This window comes from Amycolatopsis sp. CA-161197 (assembly GCF_050942255.1).
Classification (GTDB): domain Bacteria; phylum Actinomycetota; class Actinomycetes; order Mycobacteriales; family Pseudonocardiaceae; genus Amycolatopsis.
This window is the reverse complement of record NZ_CP192059.1, coordinates 5,380,431-5,404,803: the sequence shown is the minus strand read 5'-3', so window position 1 is coordinate 5,404,803 and position 24,373 is coordinate 5,380,431. Positions and strand designations below refer to the sequence as shown.

Genomic DNA, 24,373 nt, shown 5'->3' with positions numbered 1-24,373 from the left:
GCGGCCAATGTCCCGCGCGTGCCATCGGGGCCGCAAGGCGTGAACGCGCACGTCAGACGGCATCGGCGCGGGCTCCGCGAGAGCTGCCGGGCCGCTGCTCACGCGGTGTGAGACTGGCGTGCTGCTCGCGTTTTCCCTTGGCCGCGCAAGGGAAAACGGCCGGTCCAGGCCGCCCGCGGCAGGTGCCCGAGCGGGCAGTCACCACGGTGGCCAGGCGGCGCGAGGGTGAAACTTCACGGTCAGGGCCGAGGGGTTTCCCCGGGCAGGTCGAGCAGTTCCGCCAGCAGGTCGGCACGCAGGTCGGTGTTCTCGGTGGGAGTCGCCAGGGCGAGCCGGTGCACGCGCTCGAGCCGGGATCGCAGGCCGTTGTGGTGCTCCGCGGCGCGGGTCAGCTGTTCGTGGGCCGCGTCCAGCCGGCCGGCCAGGACGGCGGAGCGGCTGCGTTCCTCAGCGAGGGCTTCGGCCGAGGCAGCGGATTCCGTGCGCTGGTGCTGGTGGGCAGCGTCCAGGCGTTGCTCCAGGTCCCCGAGGGAAGCCCGGGCGACGGCGAGTGTCTCGGTGGTCTGGTCGAGCCGGCCCGTGAGGTCCCGGCGGACCTCCTCCTCGCGGGCGCGGGCCTGCGCGAGGTTCGTGAGCGCGGCGTCGCGTTCGGTGGTGCGGACGGCGAGCTGCTCCGAGCGCTGGGCGAGCTCCGCAGCGAGGGCGTCGGCGCGGGAGCGTTCGGAGCGGATGTCGGTGGCGGCCTGGTCGGCGCGTTCGGCCGCGGCGGTGGCGGCCGCTTCGGCACGGGCCTGGTCGAGCTCGGCCGTCTTGCGGGCTTTCACCGCTTGCGCGGCGGTTTCCTGCGCGGCTTTCGCCAGCTCGGCCTGTTCCTGGGCGTGAGCCTGGGCGGCGGCGGTGGCTTCTTCGGCGTCCAGCGCGCGGGCTTCGGCGGCTTGGCGCAGGCCGTCGGCTTCGGTGGCGCGGCCTTCCGCGGTTTCGGCGCGGGTGAGCGCGGAGGTCACCTCGTCCTGCGCGCGGGCGGCGACGCTGTCGAGGGCGTTGCGCAGCGTCTGCAGCGGCCCGCCCAGTTCCGTGGCGGCGCGGACGAACTCCGCGGCCGCGTCCGTCAGCCCGGCGTGGGAGACCGAGTCGCCCAGTGCTTCCCGCAGCGCCTGGTCGGCGGCGGCGAGCTGCTTGCACGTGCGGTCTCCGGGCCAGCGGCGGTCCGGGCAGAACTCGAACGGCCGGCCCCCGCGCGGCCCCGGTGGCGGCAACGGCGCCCGGCACTGCCTGAACCCGCACAGCGCGGCCGTCCGGTCCTCGATCACAGCTCCTTCAGTCACTCCTGAACCCTATCCGATTAGTTATGTAACCCATAACTGAGGTTGTAGTTATCTAACTCAATACCCAGGTCGGCTACAGAACAGAGCTTTTGTTGCTAAGCTACTCGAGAAGATAATTGGTCGACGGAGAGTGACGGAGCCGGCAGCTGTGAGTGAGATCGTGAGCCTCGGAACCGGCTCGAAAACTGGGTACCCCCTCTCGGCCGACCATGACGTCTGGCCGGGCGTCGAAGACCCCGCCGCGCTGCTCGACGCGATCGCGGAGTGGCTCGCCGGCTACGGCAACCAGGCCACCCGCCGCACCTACGCCGAAGGACTCGGCCTGCCCGTCACGGCGGCCGACCTCGCCGAGTGGGCCGAACCGGGCCGTCACCTCGACACCTGGCGAACCGCCGTCCTGCACTACGCCGACGCACTCCGCCTCACCCCGAGCCCGGCCACGGCCACCGCTCCCCCGCCCGCACCCCGCGGCCGGCTGCGCGCGCACCACTGGTTCCGCTGGTGCGCCACCCGCGGCCTCGATCCGATGGCCGCGACCTCGGCCGACGTCAAGAGCTGGCTCGACACCCTCGCCACCGCCGACGCCGCACCCGCGACGCGCGACCGGATGCTCGCCACCGTCAAAGCGCTCTACGGCTACCTCGCCGACACCGGCCTCGTCACCGGAAACCCCGCCGCGCTCAACCGCCGCCGGCTCGGCCTCGCCACGGCCGCGAGCAGCACGTCCGGCACCGTCACGCTCACCACGCGCCAGGTCCGCGCCCTCTACACCGCCGCCGGCACCCCCCGCCGCGGCGCGAGTCCCTTGGACACGGCACGCGCGGTGGCCGTGGTCGCGCTGTTCACGCTGGGGCTGCGCGTGAGCGAACTGTGCGGGCTGGACCGCTCCGACCTGCACGTCACCCGCGGCCGCCGCGCCCTGCGCGTGCTCGGCAAGGGCGGCAAGACGCGCGTGGTCTACCTCAGCGTCCCGGCGGAGAACGCGCTCATGAGCTACCTCTCCGCCCGCGACACCGCGGCCGCCTCACGCGAGACCACGGTCGAACGGCGCACGCAGGCGCGTCACGCCCCACCGTCACCTCTCCTGCAGACCCGCACCGGCAACCGCTACCAACGCCAGGCGATCTGGCAGCTGCTCCGCCGCATCACCGCCACCGGCGGCACCGAACTCGAACCCATCGCCGGCGCCATGCACCCCCACGCGCTGCGCCACTTCTACGTCACCACTGCCGTGGAAGCGGGCGCCCAGCTGGTCCACGTGCAGGCCGACGTCGGCCACAGCAGCATCGACACCACCCAGCAGACCTACGACCACGCCGCCCGCGCCCCGGAACGCAGCGCCGTCGACCTGGTCGCGGCCAGCTGGTTCCCCGACGACACCGGCACCGGCTGACGTGCGGTCGTGGCGAGTCAGGCCTTGGCGGATTCTCGTTCGGCGATCCGCGCAAGCCGCTCCAGACTCACGCGCATGTTCGCGTTGAGGTCGGCCTCCAGGTCCCGGACCCCGAAGAACACCCGCAGGATCACGTGCAGGCCCCGCGGCACGGATTCGACGACCTCGTAGGACTCGATCGCCGCGGTACCGGTCCCTTCCGGGCGGAACACGTACCGCCACCGGATGCTGCCGCCGCCGCGTTCGGTGCGGCGGATGCCGAACTCCCGCGCCGGATCGGCGACTTCGACGACCGGCTTGTTCGACCAGGTGAACCAGCGCCGCTTGTTGCGGGCGACGAACGTGGCGCCCACCGCGGCACTGCTCGCACCGTCGAGCCAGCGGCACTCGATCACCTCCGGACTCCACTCGGGCGTCCGGGTCACGTCCGACACCAGGTCGTACAGCGTCCGAGGGTCGGCTTCGACGTGCCGGTGCACCTCGTCGCGAGTGAGCTCGCCCATCGTCCCCTCCCGGGAGCTGATGCGTTCTCACCGCCGCTCGACCAGCCTCTCGACACTTGTCGACGGCGGTTCCGATAGGACATAGTGTGGCCGATACCCTATCGGGTTGTCTACGCTGCAGGTCATGGGATCTTTCAACCCGCATCCCGGCTCGGCCCGCCTCGACGCCGACGGCGGTCCTCGCCACGCTTCGCCACCGTCAGGCCGGCGTGAGCGGCTGCGGCTGCAAGCGATCGACGAGATCCTCGACGCGGCGCTCGACGTCGTGACCGAGCAGGGCGCCGCCGCGCTCAACCTGTCGGAGGTGGCGCGACGGGTCGGGTTGCGGCAGTCGTCGCTCTACCAGTACTTCGACTCGCGGCTCGCGGTGTACAACGCGCTGTTCGAACGGGGAATGGAGCAGCACCTGGACGTCGTCCGGACGGCGGTCGCGGCCGTGCCGGAGGGCTGGGCGGCCCTGCGCGCGATCGCCGCCGCCACGGTCCGGTTCTCGGTCGACCACCCGGCCTTGTCCCAGCTGCTGTTCCTCCCGGCGGTGCCGGGGTTCGAGCCGTCGGCGCGGGCGTATCGGCCCAGCTTGGCGGTACAGGAGCTGACCACGCGAGCGTTCGCCGCGGCCGTCGACCGCCACGAGCTGCACCCGGCGGCCGCCTCGGAGCGGGGCGTCGGGCTGTTCATCGCCCTCGGCGCCGGCGTCGGCTCGCTCCAGCTGGGCAACGATCAGCACGCCGGCTTCGACGAGGGCCGGTACGCCCGCCTGGTCGAACCCGCCCTCGACATGTTCGCCGCCTACTTCTCCCCGGACAAACCGGCCGGTTGGGTGCCCTGACCGAGGAGCCACGGCCCGCCCGGCGCGCTGCACACCCGTTGCGCCGAGCGGCGAAAGCGCCGCCGATACGCTGGCAGCAACCCCGCAGCCTGGAGAACACTTGCCCCACCACGATCCGCTCACCGCCGACTGCGGCAGCTGCTTCGGGCTCTGCTGCGTCGCCCTCACCTTCACCCGCTCCGCGGACTTCGCGATGGACAAGGCCGCCGGCGACCCGTGCCCGAACCTCGAGCCGGAGTTCGGCTGCGGCATCCACGACCGCTTGCGGGACAAGGGATTCTCCGGCTGCACCGTCTACGACTGTTTCGGCGCCGGGCAGAAGATCTCACAGATCACGTTCGGCGGGCGGGACTGGCGCAGCGAACCGGGCGGTGCGAAGCAGATGTTCGCCGCGCTGCCCGTGATGCGCCAGCTGCACGAACTGCTCTGGTACCTCACCGAAGCGCGGTCCCTCGACGTCACGCGGGAGCTGCACACCGAACTCGACACCGCGCTCGGCGAGACTCAAGCGCTGACGCTGTCCGACCCGGACACCCTGCTCGCCGTGGACGTCGCCGGGCAGCGCGCCCGCGTGGACGTGCTGCTGCAGGCCACGAGCCGGCTCGTGCGGGGCGGGGTGCGCGGCAAGAAGAAGGACCGCCGCGGCGCCGATCTCATCGGAGCGAGGCTCGCGAACGCGGACCTGCGGGGCACGAACCTGCGCGGCGCCTACCTCATCGCCGCGGACCTGCGCCGCGCCGATCTGCGCCAGGCCGACCTGATCGGGGCGGACCTGCGCGACGCCGACGTCCGCGGGGCGGACCTCACCGCGTGCCTGTTCCTCACGCAGTCGCAGGTCAACGCTGCCCGCGGCGACGCCACGACCCGGCTCACCGAGCGCCTCAGCCGGCCCGCCCACTGGTAGCCGGGCGCGTCGACCCGACCACCACGCCACCGAGCCGCGCGACCCAGCTGCCGCACAGGCAGCGGACGTAGTCGGCCCGGCTGCCGCGTGAGCCGGGCACGACGGCGGACGGGGGCAGTTCGGCCAGCGGCCAGCCACAACGGGGGCAACGGTTCTCATCCATGCCCCGATCGTGCTGTAATGAGTCAGTGCACTTCAACCCTTACGGCGGCTCCGGCGCGCAGGTGGCCGCGGCGCTGGCCACTCTGGTCCGGGACGACGGCGTCCGGGCGGACGACGTGCTGGACACCTGCCGCGCCCACGGCATGACGCTGGCCGGGCTCACCGACGACGAAGGCGCCCGGATCCTCGACTGGGGCCGGCGGCTGCGTGAAGTCTTCGCGGCCGGCAGCGCAGATCGGGTCGGGCTCGTGAACCGGTTGCTCGCCACCGCGGCCGTGCGCCCGCACATCTCCGGCCACGACGGCAAGCCCCCGCACCTGCACTACGCGAGTGAGGACGCGGGGGCAGTGGAACGCGTGCAGGCGCACTCGGCCGGCGGGCTCGCCCACCTGGTGTGCGAAGCACCCGACCGCTTCGGCCTGTGTGCGCGCGAGGGCTGCGGGATCGCGTTCGTGGACACCTCGCGCAACGGCCGCCGCCGGTTCTGCTCGACGCGGTGCGGCACCCGGGTCAACGTCGCCGACCACCGGGCCCGGCAGCTCAGCGCCTGACTCAGCTCATCTGCTCGTGGATCCAGTCGAGGATCGTGTCCACGCGCGCAGTGGTCTCCACGCCGGGCTGGGGGCAGTCCGGGCCGTTGTCCTCGACCGCCACCAGCCGGCCCTTCTGGTCGCCCTCGGGGACGAAAAACGGTGAGCCCGAGTCGTCGTGACACGGGCTGTTCTCGACGGTGCGCGCCTCCCGCGGGCTCATGTCGAGCTCGGTGTGGCGGATGTCGCTGACCTCGAAGTGGCCGCGTTTCATGTGGTCGGCCGGCGCGACGACGGTGGCCGAGAGCGAGCCCCAGCCCACGAAGTCGACGTCCTCGCCGACCTTCGGCGGACCGGTCGGCAGCGTCAGCGGCGCGATGTCGGTGATCGGGGCGCTGAGCTTGACCAGCGCGAGGTCGTTGACCGGCGACTGGCGCACGTCCACCGCCTGCACCACGTGCCCGCGCGGGTCGTCGTCGTTGATCTTCCCGACCGCCACCGTCATGTGGTACTGCGGCGCGCCGCCGACGCGGGTGCCGTCGAGGTCGTGGAAGCAGTGCCCGGCCGTGATGATCCAGTCCGGCGCGATCAGCGAACCGCTGCAGCCGCCGCCGCGCACGCCGCCGCCCTCGACGGGGATGTCCTTCGACGTGAGCTTCGCGTTGAACGGCATCACACTCGGCGGCAGAGCCGGCGCCGTGCTGCTGGGCGCCGCGTCGGGCTGAGCCGACGAGCCCTGCCCGGCGGCGCCCGCGCGCGTGTGCGCTACTCCGGCCGTGTCGGCGTGCCCCTCGGCGGACGCGGCCGCACCCTTCTGGACGGTGACGTAGCCGCCGGCGAGGCCCGCACCAGCGACGATGGCGAGTGCCAGCGCGCCGTGCCGGGAACGACGGTGACCGGATCGTGACTTCACACTCGCAACAACGGACGGAGACCCCAAGAAGTTCATCCATCCGTGGAGAAATCTCAGCGAATCTCGTCACTCTGTGACACCGCAGCCGATCAAGGGACGTTTCGGGCTGCATTAGGGTTCCCGTTATGACCAACCGCTTGGTATCCCTGGGCGATTCCTTCACCGAAGGTGTCGGCGACGACGATCCCGCCGCGCCGAACGGCGTGCGCGGCTGGGCCGACCGCGTCGCCGAGGTGCTGGGCGCTCGTGAGCCGGACTTCCGCTACGCCAACCTCGCCATCCGCGGGAAGCTGCTGCCCCAGGTGCTCGCCGAGCAGGTCGAGCCGGCGATCGCGATGGAACCGGACCTGGTCACGCTCTACGCGGGCGGCAACGACCTGATGCGCCCGAAGGTCGACATCGACGCGCTGACCGACTCCTACGAGCTCGCCGTCGCCCGGCTGCGCGGCACCGGTGCGCGGGTCGCGCTGTTCACCGGCGTCGACGGGGTGGAGGACGCGTTGTTCCGGCAGATGCGCGGGCGCGTCGCGATCTACAACGAGAACGTGCGCGGCATCGCCGCCCGCCACGGCACGCTGCTGGTGGACATGTGGTCTATGCGGCAGCTGCGCGACCGGCGGCTGTGGGCACCCGACCGCCTGCACCTCAACTCCCGCGGCCACCTCGAGGTCGCCATCGCGGTCCTCGGCGTGCTGGGGGTCCCCCACGACCTCACTTCGGCCGAGCTGGGGCCGCGCCCTCGCCTGTCGGCCCGCGAACGCCGCGAGGAGAACCTGCGCTGGAGCCGCGAGCACGCGTGGCCGTGGGTTCAGCGCCGCCTGCGGGGCGAGTCGTCCGGAGACACGATGAGCCCTAAACGCCCGGTGCTGGAGCCGTTCGGGTCCGGTGCACTCGGATCAAGCGCCGACGCGCGGCGCGTGCGCGGCTGACAAGGCCGGGCGCAGGCCGTCGAAGAGGATCGCGACCACGCGGTCGCGCAGGGCGCAGTCGGCGCCGATGTGCTCGGCGGCCTTGGCCGTGCCGATGATCACCGGGATCAGCTCGGCCACGGTGAGGTCGGCGCGCACCGCGTCGGCGTCCTGCGCGCGGCGCAGCAGCACGCCGAGCGCCTCCAGCAGGCGGGTGGCGACGTCCGAGCCGGCCTGTGGCACGTGGATGCCGGCGGCGCTGAGGGCTTCGAAGTAGGCGTTTTTCGCGCTGGACATCTCGATCCAGCTGGTCAGGAACGTGAAGAACGCGGCGCCGGCGTCGGGTGAGTCCTGCGCGACGACCGCCTCGGCCTCGTCGACGAAGCGGTGCAGCCGTGCGTAGAGCACCGCTTCGAGCAGTGCTTCCTTCGTCGGGAAGTGCCGGAACACCGTGCCGACGCCCACGCCGGCCTCGCGTGCGACCTCTTCGGTCGGGGCGCCCGTGCCTTTGGCCGCGAACACCGTCTCCGCGGCTTCGAGCACTTTGGCCCGGTTGCGCCGGGCGTCGGCGCGCAGCGGTTTGGACTCCGTCACGGTGCCTGATCGTAGCCGGGTTCAGCAGGGCAGCGCGCTGAGCACGCGTTCCAGCGCTCGCGGCACGTGCGAGCGCCAGCCGCCTCCCATGATCCGGCGGGAGACGCGCTCGAACTCGTCGTCCGGGTCGAAGCCCTCGTGGCTGAGGAACAGCCGGGTGCCGGTGCCCTCCGGCACGAGCCGCCACGTGACCGTCCACTTCGGACCCACTTGATGCTCAGCTCGCGTTCGGGGTCGGCCACGAGCACCTCGCACTGCACCGGCCCGCCTGTGAACCCGGCCGCCGGCACGGGCTGGGCGAGCAGCTCGAACCGGTGTCCCACCACGGGTTTGATGTCGTTGGGCATCGTGAGCCAGCGTTCCAGCAGCTCCGGTTCGGTGAGCGCGCGCCAGACCTTGCGCGCGGGGTGCGGCAGGAACTGGTCGACGTGCACGGCCGTCGGGTCTTCCGCGTTCGGCACGGCCTCGGTCACAGGTCCTCCTCGTCGAGCAGGTCACGCAGGTTGGTGAGCTTGGTGCGCCAGAACTGCTCGAACGGGTGCAGCCACGTCGTGACTTCCTCCAGCGGCGCGGCTTCGAGGGAGTAGACGCGGTTGCGCCCGGCGCGGTGCTCGGTGACCAGTCCGGCCTCCCGCAGCACGCGCAGGTGCTCCGACAGGCTGGGCCGGCGCATGTCGAAGCGCCCGGCCAGATCACCGGCGGCCATCGGGCCCTCCAGCAGCATCCGCAGCACCTCGCGCCGCGCCGGGTTGGCGAGCGCGGCGAAGACGTCGTCGTTGACCGGCACGCCGCTCAGCCCGGCCGGTTGCCGAACGCCGAGGGCTCGAGCAGGCCGACACCGTTGCCGTCGAGGTCGCGGAACGAGGTCGCGCGACCCCACGGCATCACCTGTGGCTCGGGGACCTCGATCCCGTTGCCGCGCAACGCGGCCACGTCGGCGTCGAGGTCGGTGGTGTCGAGCTGGAAGTGCAGCGGCCCGGTGAGCGTGACGCCGGAGATCGGGTAGTCGACCAGCACCAGACCGGTCTGCGCCCCCTTCGGCGCCACCATCACGAACCGCCCGGCGGGCCCGCCGCGATCGACCACGACCTCGAACCCGAGCTTCTCGACGTAGAAGTCGCGCGCTTTCGCCTGGTCGGCCACCGGCACGGTGACGAACTGGATGCGGGAGACGGTCATGCCGGAAACAATAGGTAGGAGAAATCCTACGCGTCAACCCGTAGTGCGCTGCGCCAGAGGGGGTGAGCACGGATTCGGAGGGCGCACGCGCGCAACATCGCCATCGCCGGAGCGGGATCGCCGGAGCGGCACTGGGCCACTGAGCTCGCGGCCGACTTCTCGGTCGCAGGCTATGCGCACGGCGATCGAGAAGTCGCGGGGCGCTCGCTGGTGAAGGGCACGTGGGTCGCGCGCGCCGCGGCCCGGCCACTTCGCCGGGCAGGGCGGCGACGTGACCCACCGCGGGTTGAGCTTTACCGCGACGTCCACGCGACGGCTTGACCGCCTCGGGTCAACGACGCGGCGTCACTCGCGCAGCCGGGAGTTCAGCCGGGCGGCCTGCCGGGTGAGGTGGTCGCGTTCGGGCAGGTTGGGGGCGGCCGCGGCGGCTTCGGTGTAGAGGTGGGCCGCGGTGGCGGGGTCGCCGGCGCGTTCGTGGAGGTAGGCCGACGCCGCGGTGTGGCGGGGCAGGGTGGGGTCGAGTTCGGCGAGCGCGGCCAGGCCTGCGCGGGGACCGTCGGCCTCGCCGACCGCGACGGCTCGGTTGAGGCGGGCCACCGGGCTGTCGGTGAGGCGCACCAGCTCGTCGTACCACTCGACGATCTGCACCCAGTCGGTCTCCTCGGCCGACTGGGCGTCGGCGTGCAGCGCGGCGATCGCGGCCTGGGCTTGGAACTCGCCCAGGCGGTCGCGCGCGAGCGCGGCTTGCAGGATGTCGACGCCCTCGGCGATCAGGCGCGTGTCCCACTGGCTGCGGTCCTGCTCGGCCAGCGGGACGAGCCGGCCGTCGGTGCTGGTCCGCGCGGGGCGGCGGGCGTGGTGGAGCAGCATCAGGGCGAGCAGGCCCGCGACTTCCTCGTGGTCGATCCGGGCGGCCAGCTGGCGGGTGAGCCGGATGGCCTCGGCGGCGAGGTCGACGTCCCCGGAGTAGCCCTCGTTGAAAACCAGGTACAGCACCCGCAGAACCGTGGCGACGTCGCCGGCCCGGTTCAGACGCACGCCCGCCACGGTCTTCTTGGCCCGGGTGATGCGCTGGCCCATCGTCGCCTCGGGCACGAGGTAGGCCTGCGCGATCTGCTGCGTGGTCAGCCCGCCGACCGCGCGCAACGTGAGCGCGACGGCCGAAGCCGGGGTCAGCGACGGGTGCGTGCACAGGAAGTACAGCTGCAGCGTGTCGTCGGCGACCTCGCTCGGGCCCGGTTCCGGCTCCTCGTCCGCGCGCAGCTCTCGATTGCGGCGCGAGGAGTCGGCGCGCGCGGCGTCGAGGAACTTGCGCCACGCGACGGTGACCAGCCAGCCCTTCGGGTCACGCGGCGGGTCGTCCGGCCACACGCGCACGGCCTCCACCAGGGCTTCCTGCACCGCGTCCTCGGCCGCCGCGAAATCGGCTCCGCGGCGGCCGAGGATCCCGATCACCGCCGGGGTGAGGGTCCGCAGCAGGGTCTCGTCCACCGGCACCGTCATTCGGTGATGGCGGGGCACTCGCCGTAGAACGGGCGCACCTCGAGCCACTCCTGGACCGGCTTGCCGCCCGCACCCGGTGCTGCGGACAGCTCGCCGGCGAGCTCGACCGCGCGCTGGTGGGACTCGACGTCGATGATCACCCAGCCGGCGATGAGGTCCTTGGTCTCCGCGAACGGTCCGTCGGTGACCGGCGGCCGGCCCTCGCCGCCGGAGCTGACCCACGTGCCTTCCTGCGAGAGCGCCTGGCTGTCCACGAACTCGCCGGTGCTTTGGAGCTTGGCCGCGAAGTCGCGCTGGTACTGCACGTGGGCCGTGACCTCGTCGGGGGTCCACTGGTCCATCGGCACGTCGTTGCCGGCGGCCGGCGCGCCGCGGTAGTGCTTGAGCAGCAGGTACTTGGCCATCGTCGTTCTCCTCGGTGTGGTCCGGCCCATTCTGGCCGGGTTCGGTAGGGGGACGCAGCCGTTCGCGGGTTCCCGACATCCGGCGGCGGAAATCTTCTAGGCGTGCTGACGCTCGGCGCGCTGCTTGACGAGCTCTTCGACGGCGCTGGGCAGGGTGGTCTCGAAGTCGATGAGCTTCACCCAGGTCGGGGTCACGACGATCCGGACCATGCCGTCGTAGAGCGACCGGACCTCGGCCTCCCACTCGACGCGCTGTTCGGCGGTCATCTCGTAGGAGCCGTTCATCTGCAGGTACTCCTCGGGGATCCCGTCGACGACGTCCAGCTCCGCGCGGCCGCGGATGAGCAGGATCTTCGGCGGGTGCACCTCGGTGTCGATGGTGAGTGCGACCATCGGGTTGGCGCGCAGCGAAGGGAGCTTCGGTGCGTTCTTGGTGGTGCACATGACGATCTCGGTGCCGTTCCAGGCGAACCCGATCGGCACGGTGCGCGGTGTCCCGTCCTGGGCGACATAGGCCAGGCGGGTCAGGTCGCGCGCCAGCAGCTCCTGGCTGAGCGGGCGGTTGAGGATCTCGGTGATCTCGCTGCGGTCCACGGGGGTCTCCTCGGTGAGGCTCGGTCTGTGTTCGCCGCGGGGACGGAGCCGCGCTCGGGTTCCCGACATCCCGTCACGAAGTTTTTCGGAACAATCGCAGACCGTGGCTTTCGGCGGAATACGACCACAAAGGGTGACGGGATGAAACGGCCTTCCCGCATCGTTCGTCAGGAATCGCCGAACCGGGGCAGGTGCCTCACACTATTGAGTGACGCCAGTCACGAGAGGTGTGCATCATGGTTCTAGGCGACAACGAAGTCACCAAGTCAGTCGCAGCGTCCTCCGGAGACCGTCGAGTGCAGGTGCGGCGGGCGGCGCTCGCCGGGTCGATCGGGACGACGATCGAGTGGTACGACTTCTTCCTCTACAACACCGCCGCCGCACTCGTCTTCCCCCACCTGTTCTTCCCCTCTTCAACCGGCTACGCGGGCGTGATGCAGTCGTTCGCCACCTACGCGGTGGGGTTCGCCGCACGCCCGGTCGGCGCGGCGATCTTCGGGCACTGGGGCGATCGCCTGGGGCGCAAGGCGACACTCATCGTCACCCTGCTCCTGATGGGCTTGTCCTCGGCACTCGTGGGGGTGCTGCCGGGGACCGCGTCGATCGGGATCGCGGCTCCCATCATCCTGGTGCTGCTGCGCCTGGTGCAGGGCATCGCGATCGGTGGTGAGTGGAGCGGATCGGTTCTGCTCGCGATGGAATGGGGTGATCAGCGCCGGCGCGGGCTGCTCGCCAGTTTCGCCCAGGTCGGCGTGCCGGTCGGGCTGGTTCTCGGAACCGGTGGCATGACCCTGCTGTCGGCCACGCTGTCGCAGGAGGACTTCGATTCGTGGGGCTGGCGGATCCCGTTCCTGCTCAGCCTGGTGCTCGTGGTCATCGGCCTCGTGATCCGGCTCCGGATCCTCGAGACCCCGATGTTCGCGGGGGTGGTGGCGAACAAGAAGACGTCGAAGGCGCCGGTGAAGGACGCGGTGCGCCACCACTGGCGGGAGATCCTGCTCTCGGCGGGCCTGCGCTTCAGCGAGCAGATGCCGTTCTACCTGTTCACCAGCTTCGTGCTCGTGTACGTGGTGGAACGTCCCGAGTTCAGCAAGACGTTCATCCTCAACGCGGTGCTCGTCGGCGCGCTGGCGGAGCTGGTGCTGATCCCGGTGTTCTCGCAGCTCTCCGACCGGATCGGCCGGAAACGGGTGTATCTGAGCGGCTCGGTGCTCACGGCGGTGATCGCGTTCCCGTACTTCACGATCCTCAGCCACGCCGGACACGTGCTGATCTTCGTCGCGGTGATCGTGTCGCTGGCCGCGCACGCGATGCAGTACGGGCCGCAGGCCGCGCTGATCGGCGAGAGCTTCCCGACGCACCTGCGCTACGGCGGCGCCGGCCTCGGGTACCAGCTGGCGTCGGTGTTCGCGGGCGGGCCCGCGCCGCTGCTGGCGACGTGGCTGCTGCACCTGACCGGCACGCCGTACTCGGTGTCGATCTACATCGTGCTGTCCGCGGTGGTCACGGTCCTGTGTGTGATCGCACTGCCGGACCGGTCGAAAGCGAACATCGACGACGTGAGCGTCTACGCCCGCCGTTGACGACGAAAGAGGGGCGCCGCACCGGAATGACGGTGTGGCGCCCCTCTTTCGCGTGGTGCGTCAGCGGCGCTGCTGCGGCGGCCCGCCCTGGGGTCCGCCGAACGGGCCCTGCTGCGGGAACGGCCCGCTGCCCGGACCCTGCCCCTGCTGACCGCCGAACTGCTGCGGCGGGCCCTGGTACGGACCACTCGGCGGAGTGGTCGGGGGCTGCGGCTGCGGGAGCGACTGCGGGTTCTGCTGCTGGAGCCCCGGCGGCGGCGTGCTGGGCGGCGGCGTGGTCGGGGCCGGCGGTGCGGGCGGCTCTTCCTCAACCGGTGCGGCCGGAGCCGCGGCTTCCGGCGTCGAGGTGGGGCCGCCGAGAGCGCGGCGCGGCGGCGGGGTGTTGAGCGGGCTCGGCACCTCCTTGCGCGCCACGGCTTCCGCGGCGGCGACGGCCTCGGCGACCTTCGGGTCGGTCGAGGTGTCGAACCAGCCGGCGACCTCGTCGTCGTCGAGGTCGGGGCGTTCGGGGGTGTCGTCCTTCGGCGGCTCGTAGCGGAACACGCCGTCGTCGCCGGGGGCGCCGAGCGCGCGGGCGAAGCCCTCGAGGGCCTTGCCGTAGTCGCTCGGGATCATCCAGACCTTGTTCGCGTCGCCCTGCGCCATCTGCGGCAGGGTCTGCAGGTACTGGTAGGCGAGCACCTCGGGCGTCGGTCGGCCGGCCTTGATGGCGGCGAACACCTTCTCGATCGCCTTCGCCTGACCCTGGGCCTGCAGGTAGCGGGCGGCGCGTTCACCCTGCGCGCGCAGGATGCGGGACTGCCGCTCGGCCTCGGCCGCGAGGATCGCGGCCTGCTTCTGGCCTTCCGCGGAGAGGATCTGGCTCTGCTTCTGGCCTTCCGCCGTCTTGATCGACGACTCCCGCTGACCTTCGGCGGTGAGGATCATCGCGCGCTTCTCCCGGTCGGCGCGCATCTGCTTCTCCATCGAGTCCTGGATCGACGGCGGCGGGTCGATCGCTTTGAGCTCGACCCGCGCGACACGGATGCCCCAGCGGCCGGTGGCCTCGTCGAGGACGCCGCGCAGCTGGCTGTTGATCGCGTCGCGGGAGGTCAGCGTCTGCTCCAGGCTCATGCCACCGACCACGTTGCGGAGCGTGGTGGTGGTGAGCTGCTCGACACCGATGATGTAGTTGGAGATCTCGTACACTGCGGCGCGCGAGTCGGTGACCTGGAAGTACACGACGGTGTCGATGTTGACCGTCAGGTTGTCCTCGGTGATCACCGGCTGCGGCGGGAACGAGACGACCTGCTCGCGCAGGTCGATCCGGGCGCGGACCTTGTCCAGGAACGGCACCAGGAACGTCAGGCCGGGCGAGGCGACCGTGCGGAACCGGCCGAGTCGCTCGATCACCGCCGACTGGGCCTGCGGCACCACCATGATCGCCTTGACCACCGTGATGATGACGAACAAGACCAGAAGCGCGACCACGACGATCGCAATTGTCGACAAGAGCGTTTCCCCTTACCTAGTACCGTTTTCCGGAGTTCTCGCGATCACGACACGACGTCCACCACGGCGGTGGCGCCGGAGATCTCGACGACGGTCACGCTGGTGCCCGGCGCGATCGGCGGGTGCGACTCGTGCACCGCGCGCGCCGACCAGATCTCTCCCCCGATCTTCACCTGCCCGGCGTCGTAGTCCACTGTGGACACCACGACGGCGCGGGCGCCGATGAGCGCGTCCGTGCCCGTGGGCGTGTGGGAGCCGGCGAGGAAGCGGCGCTTGAGCGCGGGGCGGACCAGCGCCAGCAGTGCGACGGAGCTGACGGCGAACACGGCGACGTCGATGAAGATGTTGCCGGTGATCGCTTCGGAGCCGGCGCCGAGCAGCGCGGCGATGCCGAGCATGATCAACACGAAGTCGCCCGAGATGACTTCCGCGATCATCAGGACGATGCCGATGATCAGCCAGATCAATGCTGCTGCCATGTGCTCATGCTCTCAGATCGCGCCGGTTCGCACCGGGCAAGTGACTCGACGTGACCGACGCGTGACCTTGCCCGAAATCGGGCATACCGGGCTCACTTCCGGGTCATTCGGCGGGTTCGGTGACGAAGTCGATGAGCCGTTCGACGGCGCCGATGAGCGGCGTCTCGAGGTCGCGGAAACTGCTCACGGCGGCCAGGACCCGTTGCCAGCCCTCATAGGTCTCGCCCCAGCCGAGCGCCTCGCAGATCCCGACCTTCCACTCGGTGCCGCGCGGGATCTCCGGCCAGGCGCGGATGCCGACCGCGGCAGGTTTCACGGCCTGCCAGATATCCACGTACGGGTGACCGGTCACGAGCACCTGTTCGTCCCGGATCTGCGCGACCAGCCGTGACTCCTTGCTGCCCGTCACGAGGTGGTCCACCAGCACGCCGAGGCGGCGGCCGGGCCCGGTGCCGAAGTCGGCGATCTTCCCGGCCAGCACGTCGACGCCGTCCAGCGGCTCCACGACCACGCCTTCCACACGCAGGTCGTGGCCCCACACGCGTTCGACGAGCTCGGCGTCGTGCTTGCCCTCGACCCAGATCCGGGAGTCCCGTGCGACGCGGGCCTGCAGGCCCTGCACCTTCACCGAGCCGGACGCCGACACCTTCTTGACGGGCGCGGCGGCCTTGCGGACCGGCACGAGCGTGACGGGCTTGCCCTCCAGCAGGAACGCCGCCGGGCCGAGCGGGAACACGCGGTGGCGGCCCTTGGCGTCCTCGAGCACGACATTGCCGTACTCGATCTTCACGACCGCGCCGCAGTAGCCGCTGGCGGGATCTTCGACCACAAGGCCGGGTTCGGCCGGGATCTCGGGGATCTTCCGCTTGCGCGGACCCGACAGCACGTCGTCGTACGAATGTGAGCGCACGGCCGAGCACCGTAGTGCGGTTCGCAGGCCGAAGTCGTGCCGCCACGCCGGGCGGCTCTTGATCCTTGACGTCCTTCGAGGCACCGGAAATGTCGTACCCACGTGCGATTCTTCGGGTTCCTGCCGTTCCCAGGGGAGGTCGAGGTCATGGCGGGTGGGGGGATCTTCGGGTCGCTGACCGGGACGGTCGAGGCGCCCGGGCAGTGGTTGGTGCTGGTGACGGGCTTGTTCGCGGCCGCGGTGTCGGCGGGGACGTTCGCATTCCTGTCGAGCGAGAAGGATCTGCTGATCGGGCACGCGAACGTGCTGGGGACGGTGTTCCACGAGGCCGGGCACGCGCTGGCGAGCGTCCTCACCGGCGGCGGGGTGTACCGGATCGCGATCACCGGCGCCGACAGCGGTGCCACGTGGTCGTGGGCCCCGTCGCCGTGGTCGCGGACGTTGACGAGCGTGGCCGGGTACGCGATGCCGTCGCTGGCCGGGCTCGGTGCCGCCGGGCTGCTGCGCCACGGCCACGCTCCCGCCGTTCTCGCGCTCACGACGCTGGTGATGGTGCTCGTGCTGGTGGTCACGCGGGACCTGATCACCTTCGTCGCGGTGGTCGCGCTGGGGATGGTCACCTTCACCGTCTGGCGGGCGGCGCCGGGATGGGTGCAGAACGCCGTCGCGTACGGCGAGGCGTGGCTGCTGCTCACCAGCGAGATCGGCGGGCTGGCCGCGATCGTGTCCAACCGGGTGCGCCACGGCCTGCGCGACCACACCGACGACGCCGCCGGCCTCGCCGAGCTCACCTCGATCCCGGCGTTCGTGTGGATCGCCGGCTGGTTCGTGGTCATCGGCTGGGCGCTGGAGAAGGCGGTGCCGCTCCTGTGGCCGTGACGAGTGGCCGTGCCGCTGGGCCGTGACGGGCCGGTTCAGCGGGCGTGCGCGGATTCCTTCGGGGGCGTGCGGGTGCCGTGGATGGTTTCGGCGAGGTCCGCGTACAGGCGCGGCGCCAGCTCGGCGAGGGTGTCGCGGGCTTCGGCGGGCAGATTGCCGAGAGTGTCCTGGACGGCCCCGGGGTCGCCTTCGTACATCATGATCCCGAGCACGAGCGGGAGCTTCTCGGCCGGGAGCGCGGCCGCGGCCTGGGCGGCCATCGTGTTCCACTCGGCGGCGGTGATGTGCTGTTCGATCAGCGGGAGCACGTAGTCCTCTTCCGCGCCGAGGTGCTCGTACAGCACGGTGATCAGCGGGTCGAGCACGGCCAGCACGGCGTCGCGGTGCACGGGGTCCGGCTCGCTGCGCCAGGCCGCGACGGCCTCGGTGAGGTCGACGCCGAGGAACGCGATGCGTTCGTGGTGGCGTTCCGTGCCGTGCACGAGCGGCGCGACGTCGGCGGGGCAGCGGTCGAGCAGGTGCGGCCAGATCTCGAGGTCTTCGGCGTGATGGTGGTGGTGCAGGATCGTGCTGACGAGCTCGAGGTGGCCCGCGACGAGCGCGGCGCGCGCAGTGTCCCCTTCGGCGACGCCGGTGATCAGCTTCGGCATCAGCCCGAACTCGCGGCGCAGCGCGGTGTGCACCATGCGCATCTCGCGGGTCATCGCGCCGGGAGCCTTCGTTGCGGTCATGTCAGTCCTTCGGCAGCGGGAGCCGGCGCGTGCTCGCCCGGCATCCCGCGACACGGAGCTCGGCACCGCGACGGTTGAACCTGGAGCCGAACAGTGACGAGCGCCACACCTACCGCAGGAGCGCGAGGACCGCGTCGGTGAAGGGCGTCGGGCCGGTGCGGCGCAGGGGTCCTATCGCGACGAGCGGGGCGAGCGCGACGCACCACGCGCGGGTGCGGCCGGGGTCGGGCAACTCGGCGAGGCCGTCGTCGAGTGCGCCGCCGTCGGCGAGCGGGAGGAACGCCCAGTCGACGCTGTCGAGGGCCGGGTCGCCGATGCACGGGCGGGGGTCGATCGCGACGAGGCCGCGGGCCGGGCCGGCGTCGAGGACGTTGCCGGGGTGCAGGTCGCCGTGGACGAGAGCGACAGGACCGGTGGTGGCGAGGGTTTCGGCGCGGGTGCGCCCGGTGCGCAGGACGTGCATCGGCAGGTGCGCTTGCGCGGTGCTGCCCCGTAAGCGGCGTTCGGCGAGGTCGAACATCGCGTGGACGCGCTCGAGCTGGGTCGGGAACGGGCCGTCCGCGCCGACGCCGTGGAGCTGGCCGAGCAGGTCGCGGACCTGGTTCCAGGGGACGTCGGCGCCGGTCAGGGGGGTGCCGGGCACGAGGCCTTCGAGCAGGATCGCGCCCGCGGCGAGGTCGGTGTCGAGCAGCTGCACGACTCGAGGCAGGCCGGCCCACGCCTGCAACGCCGTGGCCTCGGCCCGGGCGATCGCGGGATCGGGGCACAGCTTCAGGACGCGGGGACCGTCGGGGCTGTCGCACAGCAGGGTCCGGCCGGTGTTGCCCGGGCGCGCTTCCCGGACCGTGAGAGCCCAGCGCTGCGCGAGGCGCGAGACGAGTTCGGGCAGCGCGTCGCACCACGGTCCGACGCCCGCGCCGAACCGGTCGACGAGCCTCGCGCGGGCCGTGGCGTCCAGCGAGTCGTTCAGAAGAGCGGCCAGGGGATCGCGCGCCAGTCGTCGCCGGGTTCGGGGAAGACCCCTTCGGCGAGCAGGAAGTCGGTCCGCTGCGAGAGTGCGCGGACCTCGAAAGTGGTGATGTGCTCGCCGAGGTCGGCGCCGAGCTTGCCATCGAGGTCGGACCGCAGCTTGCGCAGCTTCTCCGCGGCCTCGTCGCCGAGGCGCTCGCCGATCCAGCCCCACAGCACGGTCCGCAGCTTCGGGTCGGTGTGCAGGCAGATGCCGTGGTCGACGCCGTAGACGCGGCCGTCGGTGCCGGCGAGCAGGTGCCCGCCCTTGCGGTCGGTGTTGTTCACGATGACGTCGAGCACGGCCAGCTCACGCATCCCGGGGTGGTCGGCGTGGACCAGGACCGCCGGGTCGCCGAGGCGGTCGTGGGCGTGCAGCACGGTGCGCCAGCCTTCGGGGACCTCGTCGGGCGCGCAGACGTCGACGACGTCGCCGTCCTCGGCGGTCTCCACCCACAGCTGGACCATGCCGGGCCCGAACGGGCCGTCGCGCAGGACGGTGGGCGGGATGGCGCCGAGGCCGGACGCGTCGGCGATCATCGCGGTCGCGACCTCACGGCCGGCGAGGGTGCCGTCGGGGAAGTCCCACAGCGGCCGCTCCCCCGACACCGGCTTGTAGACCACCCGGCCGGTGACGCCGTCGAGCTCGATCGCGCAGAACAGGGTGACGTTGGAGGCGTCGACGAGCCGCCCCTCGACGTCGATGCGGCCGTGCGTGACGAATTCGCGCGCGGCGGGGTCCGTCGGCTCCGGCGGGGTGCTGGCCACCGGCGCCCTCAGTCCTCGGCCACGTCGACGTCGCGGCGGTAGCCGTTCTGCCGGGGGCAGATGTGCCCGGTCGCGTCGAGGGGCTCGCCGCACAGCGGGCAGGGTTTGCGCCCGGCATTGACGACGCGGTCGGCGCGCTCGGCGAAGGCGCGGGCGGCGACCGGGGTCAGGAACACGCGCACGGCGTCGGGGCCCTCCTCGGTGTCGTCGAGGACCACCGTCTCGTCGACCTCACCCTCGGTGATCGCGAGCAGCTCGATCACGACGGCGCTGGAGTCGGCGTCCCAGCCGAGGCCCATGGTGCCGACGCGGAACTCCTCCTCGACGGGCACCGTGAGGGGGTCGACGTCGAGATGGTCGTCGGGGACGTCGGTGGGCACGTCGGCGCCGAAGCGGCTGGCGACCTCCTCGAGAAGGGAGCCGAGGCGTTCGGCGAGGACGACGACCTGCTGTTTCTCGATCGTCACGCTGATCGTCCTGACATCTTCCGACGCCTGGAGGTAGAACGTGCGATCGCCGGGCTCGCCGACCGTTCCGGCGACGAACCGGTCGGGCTTGCGGAAGACGTGGATTACGCGAGACATAGCACCCCCGACCCTAGGCCACGGGCGCATGATCGGCATCCGCCGCCCCTGGTTGACCGGGATTTCGGTGCGGTGCGTGCGGGTGCGGACACGCAGCGGATCGCCGTTAGGCTTTCCGGGTGCCACAGATCTCTTCATACGGAACCTGGACCTCACCCGTTTCGGCGGCGGACGTGGCGGCCGCGGGAGGTGGCGCACAGTGGCCGGCGACGGTGGGTGACGAACTGTGGTGGGCCGAGGCCCGACCGGCCGAAGGCGGCCGCGTGGCGCTCGTGCGCGCGGTGCCGGGTGGCGGGGTCGAGGACGTGCTGCCGGCGCCGTGGAACGTCCGCAACCGGGTGCACGAGTACGGCGGCCGGCCGTGGGTCGCGATCGGCGACGTCGTGGTTTTCACCCATTGGGCCGATCAGCGGGTGTACGCGTCGGTCGCCGGTGAGGTGAGCGCGCTGACGCCGGAGCCGGCCGAGCCGCAGGGCGTGCGCTACAGCGATCTTCGCGCGGGCCGCGCCGGTGAGGTGTGGGCGGTGCGGGAGCGCAGCACCGGACCGCGCCGCACGGACATCTCCCGTGAGCTGGTGGCCATCCCCGTCGCGGGTGGGGCCGAGCGCGTGCTCGTGGCGGGCCATCGGTTTTTCACGGCGCCGCAGCTCTCGCCCGACGGCGCGCACGCGGCGTGGCTCGCGTGGGATCACCCGGCGATGCCGTGGGACGGCACGGAGCTGTTCGTCGCGCCCGTGGACGGCGACGGGGTGTTCGGCGAGGCCCGGGTGCTGGCCGGTGGCGCCAACGTGGCGGTCTGCCAGGTGGAGTGGGAGACGCCGGACCGGCTGCTGGCGCTGCTCGATCCGGAGGGCTGGTGGAACCTGCACCGCGTCGGGCTCGACGGGACGGTAGTGAACCTGGCGCCGGTGTTGCGGGAGATCGGCGGCGCGATGTGGAAGCTCGGCACGAGCTGGTTCGTGCCGCTCGGCGGCGGGCGGCACGCCGTCCTCACCACGGACGGGCTGGCGGTGCTCGACGAGCACGCCGGTTCGGTGACGCCGGTCGTGCCGGAGCTGAGCGTGTGGTCGACGTCCGGGCTGGCCGTGGTGCCGGGTGGCGTCGTGGGGATCGCCGGGGGCGCGGACCGCGAGAGCGCCGTGGTGCGCGTGGATCTCGAAGCGGGCACGTGGACGGCGCTGACGCCGCAGCCGGCCGACCTGCCGCCGGCGGCGTACCTGCCGGTGCCGCAGGAGCGTGTGTTCACCGCGGCGGACGGTTCGCGGATCCCGGCGTTCGTGTTCGCGCCTCGGAACCCGGACTTCACCGGTCCCGAGGGTGAGCGGCCGCCGTTCCTGGTCCACGTGCACGGCGGGCCGACCGGGCGCAGCGACGCGGCGCTGGACCTGACGATCGCGTATTTCACCAGCCGTGGCATCGGCGTGGTGGCCGTGAACTACGGCGGCTCCACCGGGTACGGCCGGGCGTTCCGGGAGCGGCTGCGCGAGCAGTGGGGTGTGGTGGACGTCGGCGACTGCGTGGCGGTGGCCGAGGCGCTCGTGGCCGAGGGCGCCGCCGACGGCGCGCGGCTCGGGATCCGGGGTGGCAGCGCGGGCGGGTTCACGTCGGCGGCGTCGATCACCATGACCCGCACGTACGCGGCGGCGACGGTGAAGTTCCCGATCCTGGACCTCGCCACGTGGACGGGCGCCGGTGGCGAGACGCACGACTTCGAGTCGCAGTACCTGGTGGGGCTGGTCGGCCCCTACCCGGAGACCGCGGACCGCTACCGGGAGCGTTCGCCGATCACGCACGCGGGTTCGCTGGCGGGGCCGGTGCTGTTCCTGCAGGGGCTGGAGGACCAGATCTGCCCGCCGGAGCAGGCGGACCGGTTCGTCGCCGGCCTGGCCGGCAGCGGCGTCGACCACGCCTACCTGCGGTTCCCGGGTGAGCAGCACGGGTTCCGGCGGGCGGAGACGATCGTGACCGCGCTGGAGGCCGAGCTGTCGTTCTACGGCCAGGTGTTCGGGTTCGCGACGCCGGACGTGGCGAAGCTGGAGCTGTCCCGATGAGACCACCGCGGCTGGCGCCCGGGGACACGGTGGCGCTGGTGGCGCCGTCCGGTCCCGTCGCGCCGGACCTGCTCGACGCGGCGCTGCCGGTGCTGCGCGGGTGGGGTGTGAAGGTGCGGGTCGGCGAGGCGGTACACGGCTCGACGTCGGGCTACCTGTCGGCGCCGGACGAGGTGCGGGCGGCGGAGTTCACGGCCGCGTGGCTCGACCCGGAGGTGTCGTGCGTGCTCGCGGCCCGTGGCGGGTACGGCGCGCAGCGGATGCTGGACCTGATCGACTGGACGGCATTGCGGGTTGCCGGGCCGAAGGTGCTGGCGGGTTCGTCCGACGTGACGGCCCTGCACCGTGCCGTGGCCACCCACCTGGGCCTGGACACGTTGTTCTCGCCGATGCCCGCTTCGGTCCTGTTCGACGAAACCGCGGCCGAGCACCTGCGGCGCACGCTGTTCGAACCGGAGCGCACGCGCGTGCTGCACGCGCCGGTCGCCGACGTGCTCGTGCCGGGCCGCGCGTCGGGCGTACTGGTGGGTGGCAACCTGTCGCTGCTCGCGGCCGGGCTCGGCACGGCGGAGCAGGGTTCGGCCGCGGACGGGATCGTGCTGCTGGAGGACGTGACCGAGAGCGTGTACCGGATCGACCGGATGCTGACGCAGCTGCTGCGCGCGGGCTGGTTCGCCGGCGCGCAGGGCGTGGTGCTGGGCTCGTGGGCCGCGTGCGGCGACCCGGCCGAGATCCGGGCGCTGGTGCTGGACCGCTTGGCCCCCTTGGGCATCCCGGTGCTGGGCGACTTCGGCTTCGGCCACGTGGCGTCCTCGCCGACGCTGCCACTGGGCGCGCGGGCTTCGCTGGACACGGAGCTGGGCACGTTGACCCTCGACTCCCCCGCGCTGGCCTGATCATGCGGTTGTCCGCTTCGGAAGCGCGAGCTCGCTTCGCGGCCTCCCGCGTGGCCCGCCTGGCGACGGCTTCGGCTGCCGGCGTGCCACACCTGGTACCGGTGACCTTCGCGGTGTCCGGTGATTCGATCGCCTTCGCCGTCGACCACAAACCCAAGTCGACGACCGCGCTGCGCCGCCTGGCGAACATCGCGGAGAACCCGGCCGTGTCCTTCCTCGTCGACGCCTACTCCGACGACTGGTCCCAGCTGTGGTGGGCCCGCGCGGACGGCGTCGCGCAGGTGCTGGATCCGGCCGCGCGGGCCGAGCCGGTGTCGTGGCTGGTGGCGAAGTACCCGCAGTACGCCGAGCACCCGCCGGAACACGCGGTGGTCCTCACGACCGTGCACTCGTGGCACGGCTGGTCCTTCTCGTAACGGTGTGACGACGGCCGCTAACGATCGCCGGGTGATCGACGATCTTGCTGCCGTGCTGAGGAAAACGGTCGTTTTAGCCGGTCTCGTGCTGGTGCTCGCGGGATGCTCTTCGGGCGAGGTGAAGGCCGGGATCGGGACACGCACGTCGACCCCGCCTCCGACCACGAGCCGGAAGTCGCACATCCCGAAGCCGGCGGATCTGTCGCAGTTCCTGCCGACGGACGAGGCGCTGGCCCCGACGGGGTTCGCGGTGGAGGACCAGCCGCGGTCGACCATCAGCGTCGTGTACCCGAAGAAGCTCATCGTCGCCTGTGAGAACGAGGCGATGGAGTCGTGGGACAAGGCCGTGGTCGAGGGCAGCTCGGCCGGCTGGTTCAAGATGGGCGGCGGCGCGAACCCGGCACTGACCTCCGAGACCGTCGACGAGCGCATGGGCCGCTACGACGGCGTGACCGGCGCGCAGGTGGTTGCCCAGATCAAGGCCGCCATGGCGTGCGGCACGTTCACCGAAACGGCCGAGGACTTCAAGGTGGACGAAAAGTTCACCGCCCCCGCGCTCCCCGGGGTCGACGCGCAGCACGGGTTCTGCGGCGCGGCCACCGACACTCCTGATGTCCGGAAGTGCGTCCTGTTCCTCGCCCACGGCGATCGGGCGGAGGTGCTCGAATCGACCGAGATCAACGACGAGGGCCTGAAACCCGGCAAGGCGAAGAAGAGCCTGCTGACGACGCTGCCGATGTTCGCCGCGGCGTTCGCCAAGGACCGGTAACGATCACCGGGTGATCGGCGATCTTGGTGCGTGCACAGACGGATTTTGTGGAAGACAGCGGCGGTGT

At 71.7% G+C, this 24,373-nt stretch carries 28 protein-coding genes and 1 pseudogene; 11 read left to right on the top strand and 18 right to left on the bottom strand.

Annotation, left to right across the window (positions count from 1 at the left end; genetic code table 11):
• Positions 1–239 precede the first annotated feature (239 nt).
• Positions 240–1,325, bottom strand: coding sequence for a response regulator receiver protein (locus ACQPXB_RS25135; RefSeq protein WP_432844643.1), 1,086 nt, complete (start codon positions 1,323–1,325; stop codon positions 240–242).
• Positions 1,326–1,473: 148 nt separating this feature from the next.
• Here ACQPXB_RS25135 and ACQPXB_RS25130 point away from each other — a divergent pair, with 148 nt between their 5' ends.
• On the top strand, positions 1,474–2,718 hold the full coding sequence (locus ACQPXB_RS25130; RefSeq protein WP_432844642.1) for a tyrosine-type recombinase/integrase: 1,245 nt from the start codon (positions 1,474–1,476) through the stop codon (positions 2,716–2,718).
• A gap of 17 nt (positions 2,719–2,735) precedes the next feature.
• Here ACQPXB_RS25130 and ACQPXB_RS25125 read toward each other — a convergent pair whose 3' ends face one another.
• Positions 2,736–3,221 carry an SRPBCC family protein gene (locus tag ACQPXB_RS25125; RefSeq protein ID WP_432844641.1) on the bottom strand — a complete coding sequence of 162 codons (486 nt, stop codon included), beginning with the start codon at positions 3,219–3,221 and terminating at the stop codon, positions 2,736–2,738.
• A 124-nt stretch (positions 3,222–3,345) separates the two neighbouring features.
• Here ACQPXB_RS25125 and ACQPXB_RS25120 point away from each other — a divergent pair, with 124 nt between their 5' ends.
• On the top strand, positions 3,346–4,050 hold the full coding sequence (locus tag ACQPXB_RS25120; RefSeq protein ID WP_432844640.1) for a TetR/AcrR family transcriptional regulator: 705 nt from the start codon (positions 3,346–3,348) through the stop codon (positions 4,048–4,050).
• 100 nt (positions 4,051–4,150) lie between these two features.
• On the top strand, positions 4,151–4,954 hold the full coding sequence (locus tag ACQPXB_RS25115; RefSeq protein ID WP_432844639.1) for a pentapeptide repeat-containing protein: 804 nt from the start codon (positions 4,151–4,153) through the stop codon (positions 4,952–4,954).
• Here ACQPXB_RS25115 and ACQPXB_RS25110 read toward each other — a convergent pair.
• Positions 4,932–5,117: a hypothetical protein gene (locus tag ACQPXB_RS25110; RefSeq protein WP_366576029.1), complete on the bottom strand. Its 186-nt coding sequence runs from the start codon at positions 5,115–5,117 to the stop codon at positions 4,932–4,934. The two genes, ACQPXB_RS25115 and ACQPXB_RS25110, sit on opposite strands and share 23 nt — an antisense overlap.
• Positions 5,118–5,142: 25 nt before the next feature.
• Here ACQPXB_RS25110 and ACQPXB_RS25105 point away from each other — a divergent pair, with 25 nt between their 5' ends.
• Positions 5,143–5,667, top strand: coding sequence for a CGNR zinc finger domain-containing protein (locus ACQPXB_RS25105; RefSeq protein ID WP_432844638.1), 525 nt, complete (start codon positions 5,143–5,145; stop codon positions 5,665–5,667).
• Position 5,668: 1 nt separating this feature from the next.
• Here the strand turns inward: ACQPXB_RS25105 and ACQPXB_RS25100 are convergent, their stop codons facing one another.
• Entirely contained in the window at positions 5,669–6,559 is an 891-nt protein-coding gene (locus ACQPXB_RS25100; protein ID WP_432844637.1) for a trypsin-like serine protease, read from the bottom strand.
• 125 nt (positions 6,560–6,684) lie between these two features.
• Here ACQPXB_RS25100 and ACQPXB_RS25095 point away from each other — a divergent pair, with 125 nt between their 5' ends.
• Positions 6,685–7,488 (top strand): SGNH/GDSL hydrolase family protein, encoded by an 804-nt coding sequence (locus tag ACQPXB_RS25095; protein ID WP_432844636.1) that lies wholly within the window; start codon positions 6,685–6,687, stop codon positions 7,486–7,488.
• Here ACQPXB_RS25095 and ACQPXB_RS25090 read toward each other — a convergent pair.
• The 7 genes and pseudogenes from ACQPXB_RS25090 to ACQPXB_RS25060 all read right to left on the bottom strand — a co-directional run bounded on the left by ACQPXB_RS25090 (position 7,456) and on the right by ACQPXB_RS25060 (position 11,741).
• A complete protein-coding gene (locus tag ACQPXB_RS25090) occupies positions 7,456–8,061 on the bottom strand; it encodes a TetR/AcrR family transcriptional regulator (RefSeq protein WP_366576022.1) in 606 nt (201 codons plus the stop codon). The genes ACQPXB_RS25095 and ACQPXB_RS25090 overlap by 33 nt on opposite strands.
• A gap of 21 nt (positions 8,062–8,082) precedes the next feature.
• Positions 8,083–8,495, bottom strand: a pseudogene (locus ACQPXB_RS25085) (SRPBCC family protein).
• Positions 8,496–8,530: 35 nt separating this feature from the next.
• Entirely contained in the window at positions 8,531–8,848 is a 318-nt protein-coding gene (locus ACQPXB_RS25080; protein ID WP_432844635.1) for a metalloregulator ArsR/SmtB family transcription factor, read from the bottom strand.
• A gap of 5 nt (positions 8,849–8,853) precedes the next feature.
• Positions 8,854–9,240, bottom strand: coding sequence for a VOC family protein (locus ACQPXB_RS25075; RefSeq protein WP_432844634.1), 387 nt, complete (start codon positions 9,238–9,240; stop codon positions 8,854–8,856).
• A 345-nt stretch (positions 9,241–9,585) separates the two neighbouring features.
• Complete coding sequence (locus tag ACQPXB_RS25070) at positions 9,586–10,743, bottom strand: RNA polymerase sigma factor (RefSeq protein WP_432844633.1); 1,158 nt, start codon at positions 10,741–10,743, stop codon at positions 9,586–9,588.
• A complete protein-coding gene (locus ACQPXB_RS25065; RefSeq protein WP_432844632.1) occupies positions 10,740–11,147 on the bottom strand; it encodes a YciI family protein in 408 nt (135 codons plus the stop codon). The genes ACQPXB_RS25070 and ACQPXB_RS25065 overlap by 4 nt, the downstream gene beginning before the upstream one ends.
• A gap of 96 nt (positions 11,148–11,243) precedes the next feature.
• Complete coding sequence (locus ACQPXB_RS25060; protein ID WP_432844631.1) at positions 11,244–11,741, bottom strand: pyridoxamine 5'-phosphate oxidase family protein; 498 nt, start codon at positions 11,739–11,741, stop codon at positions 11,244–11,246.
• Positions 11,742–11,977: 236 nt separating this feature from the next.
• Here ACQPXB_RS25060 and ACQPXB_RS25055 point away from each other — a divergent pair, with 236 nt between their 5' ends.
• Positions 11,978–13,324 (top strand): MFS transporter, encoded by a 1,347-nt coding sequence (locus ACQPXB_RS25055; protein ID WP_366576011.1) that lies wholly within the window; start codon positions 11,978–11,980, stop codon positions 13,322–13,324.
• Between the two features lie 60 nt (positions 13,325–13,384).
• Here ACQPXB_RS25055 and ACQPXB_RS25050 read toward each other — a convergent pair whose 3' ends face one another.
• The 3 genes from ACQPXB_RS25050 to ACQPXB_RS25040 form a co-directional block, all read right to left on the bottom strand.
• The gene (locus ACQPXB_RS25050) at positions 13,385–14,743 is read right to left on the bottom strand and encodes an SPFH domain-containing protein (RefSeq protein WP_432856775.1); all 1,359 of its coding nucleotides are present in this window, start codon (positions 14,741–14,743) and stop codon (positions 13,385–13,387) included.
• Positions 14,744–14,859: 116 nt separating this feature from the next.
• Entirely contained in the window at positions 14,860–15,294 is a 435-nt protein-coding gene (locus tag ACQPXB_RS25045; RefSeq protein WP_366576009.1) for an NfeD family protein, read from the bottom strand.
• 103 nt (positions 15,295–15,397) lie between these two features.
• On the bottom strand, positions 15,398–16,204 hold the full coding sequence (locus ACQPXB_RS25040; RefSeq protein ID WP_386945562.1) for a DUF3097 domain-containing protein: 807 nt from the start codon (positions 16,202–16,204) through the stop codon (positions 15,398–15,400).
• Between the two features lie 102 nt (positions 16,205–16,306).
• Between ACQPXB_RS25040 and ACQPXB_RS25035 the strand changes: the two genes are divergently transcribed.
• On the top strand, positions 16,307–17,083 hold the full coding sequence (locus ACQPXB_RS25035; RefSeq protein ID WP_386945564.1) for a M50 family metallopeptidase: 777 nt from the start codon (positions 16,307–16,309) through the stop codon (positions 17,081–17,083).
• Positions 17,084–17,118: 35 nt separating this feature from the next.
• Here the strand turns inward: ACQPXB_RS25035 and ACQPXB_RS25030 are convergent, their stop codons facing one another.
• The 4 genes from ACQPXB_RS25030 to ACQPXB_RS25015 form a co-directional block, all read right to left on the bottom strand.
• Complete coding sequence (locus ACQPXB_RS25030) at positions 17,119–17,814, bottom strand: hemerythrin domain-containing protein (RefSeq protein ID WP_432844630.1); 696 nt, start codon at positions 17,812–17,814, stop codon at positions 17,119–17,121.
• A 109-nt stretch (positions 17,815–17,923) separates the two neighbouring features.
• On the bottom strand, positions 17,924–18,796 hold the full coding sequence (locus tag ACQPXB_RS25025) for a phosphotransferase (RefSeq protein ID WP_432856772.1): 873 nt from the start codon (positions 18,794–18,796) through the stop codon (positions 17,924–17,926).
• The gene (locus ACQPXB_RS25020) at positions 18,781–19,590 is read right to left on the bottom strand and encodes an SCO1664 family protein (RefSeq protein WP_386945566.1); all 810 of its coding nucleotides are present in this window, start codon (positions 19,588–19,590) and stop codon (positions 18,781–18,783) included. Before ACQPXB_RS25020 ends, ACQPXB_RS25025 begins: the two co-directional genes overlap by 16 nt.
• 8 nt (positions 19,591–19,598) lie before the next feature.
• A complete protein-coding gene (locus ACQPXB_RS25015; RefSeq protein WP_366575999.1) occupies positions 19,599–20,174 on the bottom strand; it encodes a DUF3090 domain-containing protein in 576 nt (191 codons plus the stop codon).
• Between the two features lie 119 nt (positions 20,175–20,293).
• Between ACQPXB_RS25015 and ACQPXB_RS25010 the strand changes: the two genes are divergently transcribed.
• From ACQPXB_RS25010 to ACQPXB_RS24995, 4 genes are read left to right on the top strand one after another with little or no spacing between them, the layout of a single operon-like run.
• Positions 20,294–22,225, top strand: a complete 1,932-nt coding sequence (locus ACQPXB_RS25010) for a prolyl oligopeptidase family serine peptidase (protein WP_432844629.1) — start codon at positions 20,294–20,296, stop codon at positions 22,223–22,225.
• Positions 22,222–23,121 carry a S66 peptidase family protein gene (locus ACQPXB_RS25005; RefSeq protein ID WP_432844628.1) on the top strand — a complete coding sequence of 300 codons (900 nt, stop codon included), beginning with the start codon at positions 22,222–22,224 and terminating at the stop codon, positions 23,119–23,121. Before ACQPXB_RS25010 ends, ACQPXB_RS25005 begins: the two co-directional genes overlap by 4 nt.
• Positions 23,122–23,123: 2 nt before the next feature.
• Positions 23,124–23,537 carry a TIGR03668 family PPOX class F420-dependent oxidoreductase gene (locus ACQPXB_RS25000; RefSeq protein ID WP_366575993.1) on the top strand — a complete coding sequence of 138 codons (414 nt, stop codon included), beginning with the start codon at positions 23,124–23,126 and terminating at the stop codon, positions 23,535–23,537.
• 31 nt (positions 23,538–23,568) lie between these two features.
• Positions 23,569–24,306, top strand: a complete 738-nt coding sequence (locus ACQPXB_RS24995; protein ID WP_366575991.1) for a hypothetical protein — start codon at positions 23,569–23,571, stop codon at positions 24,304–24,306.
• Positions 24,307–24,373: the final 67 nt, after the last annotated feature.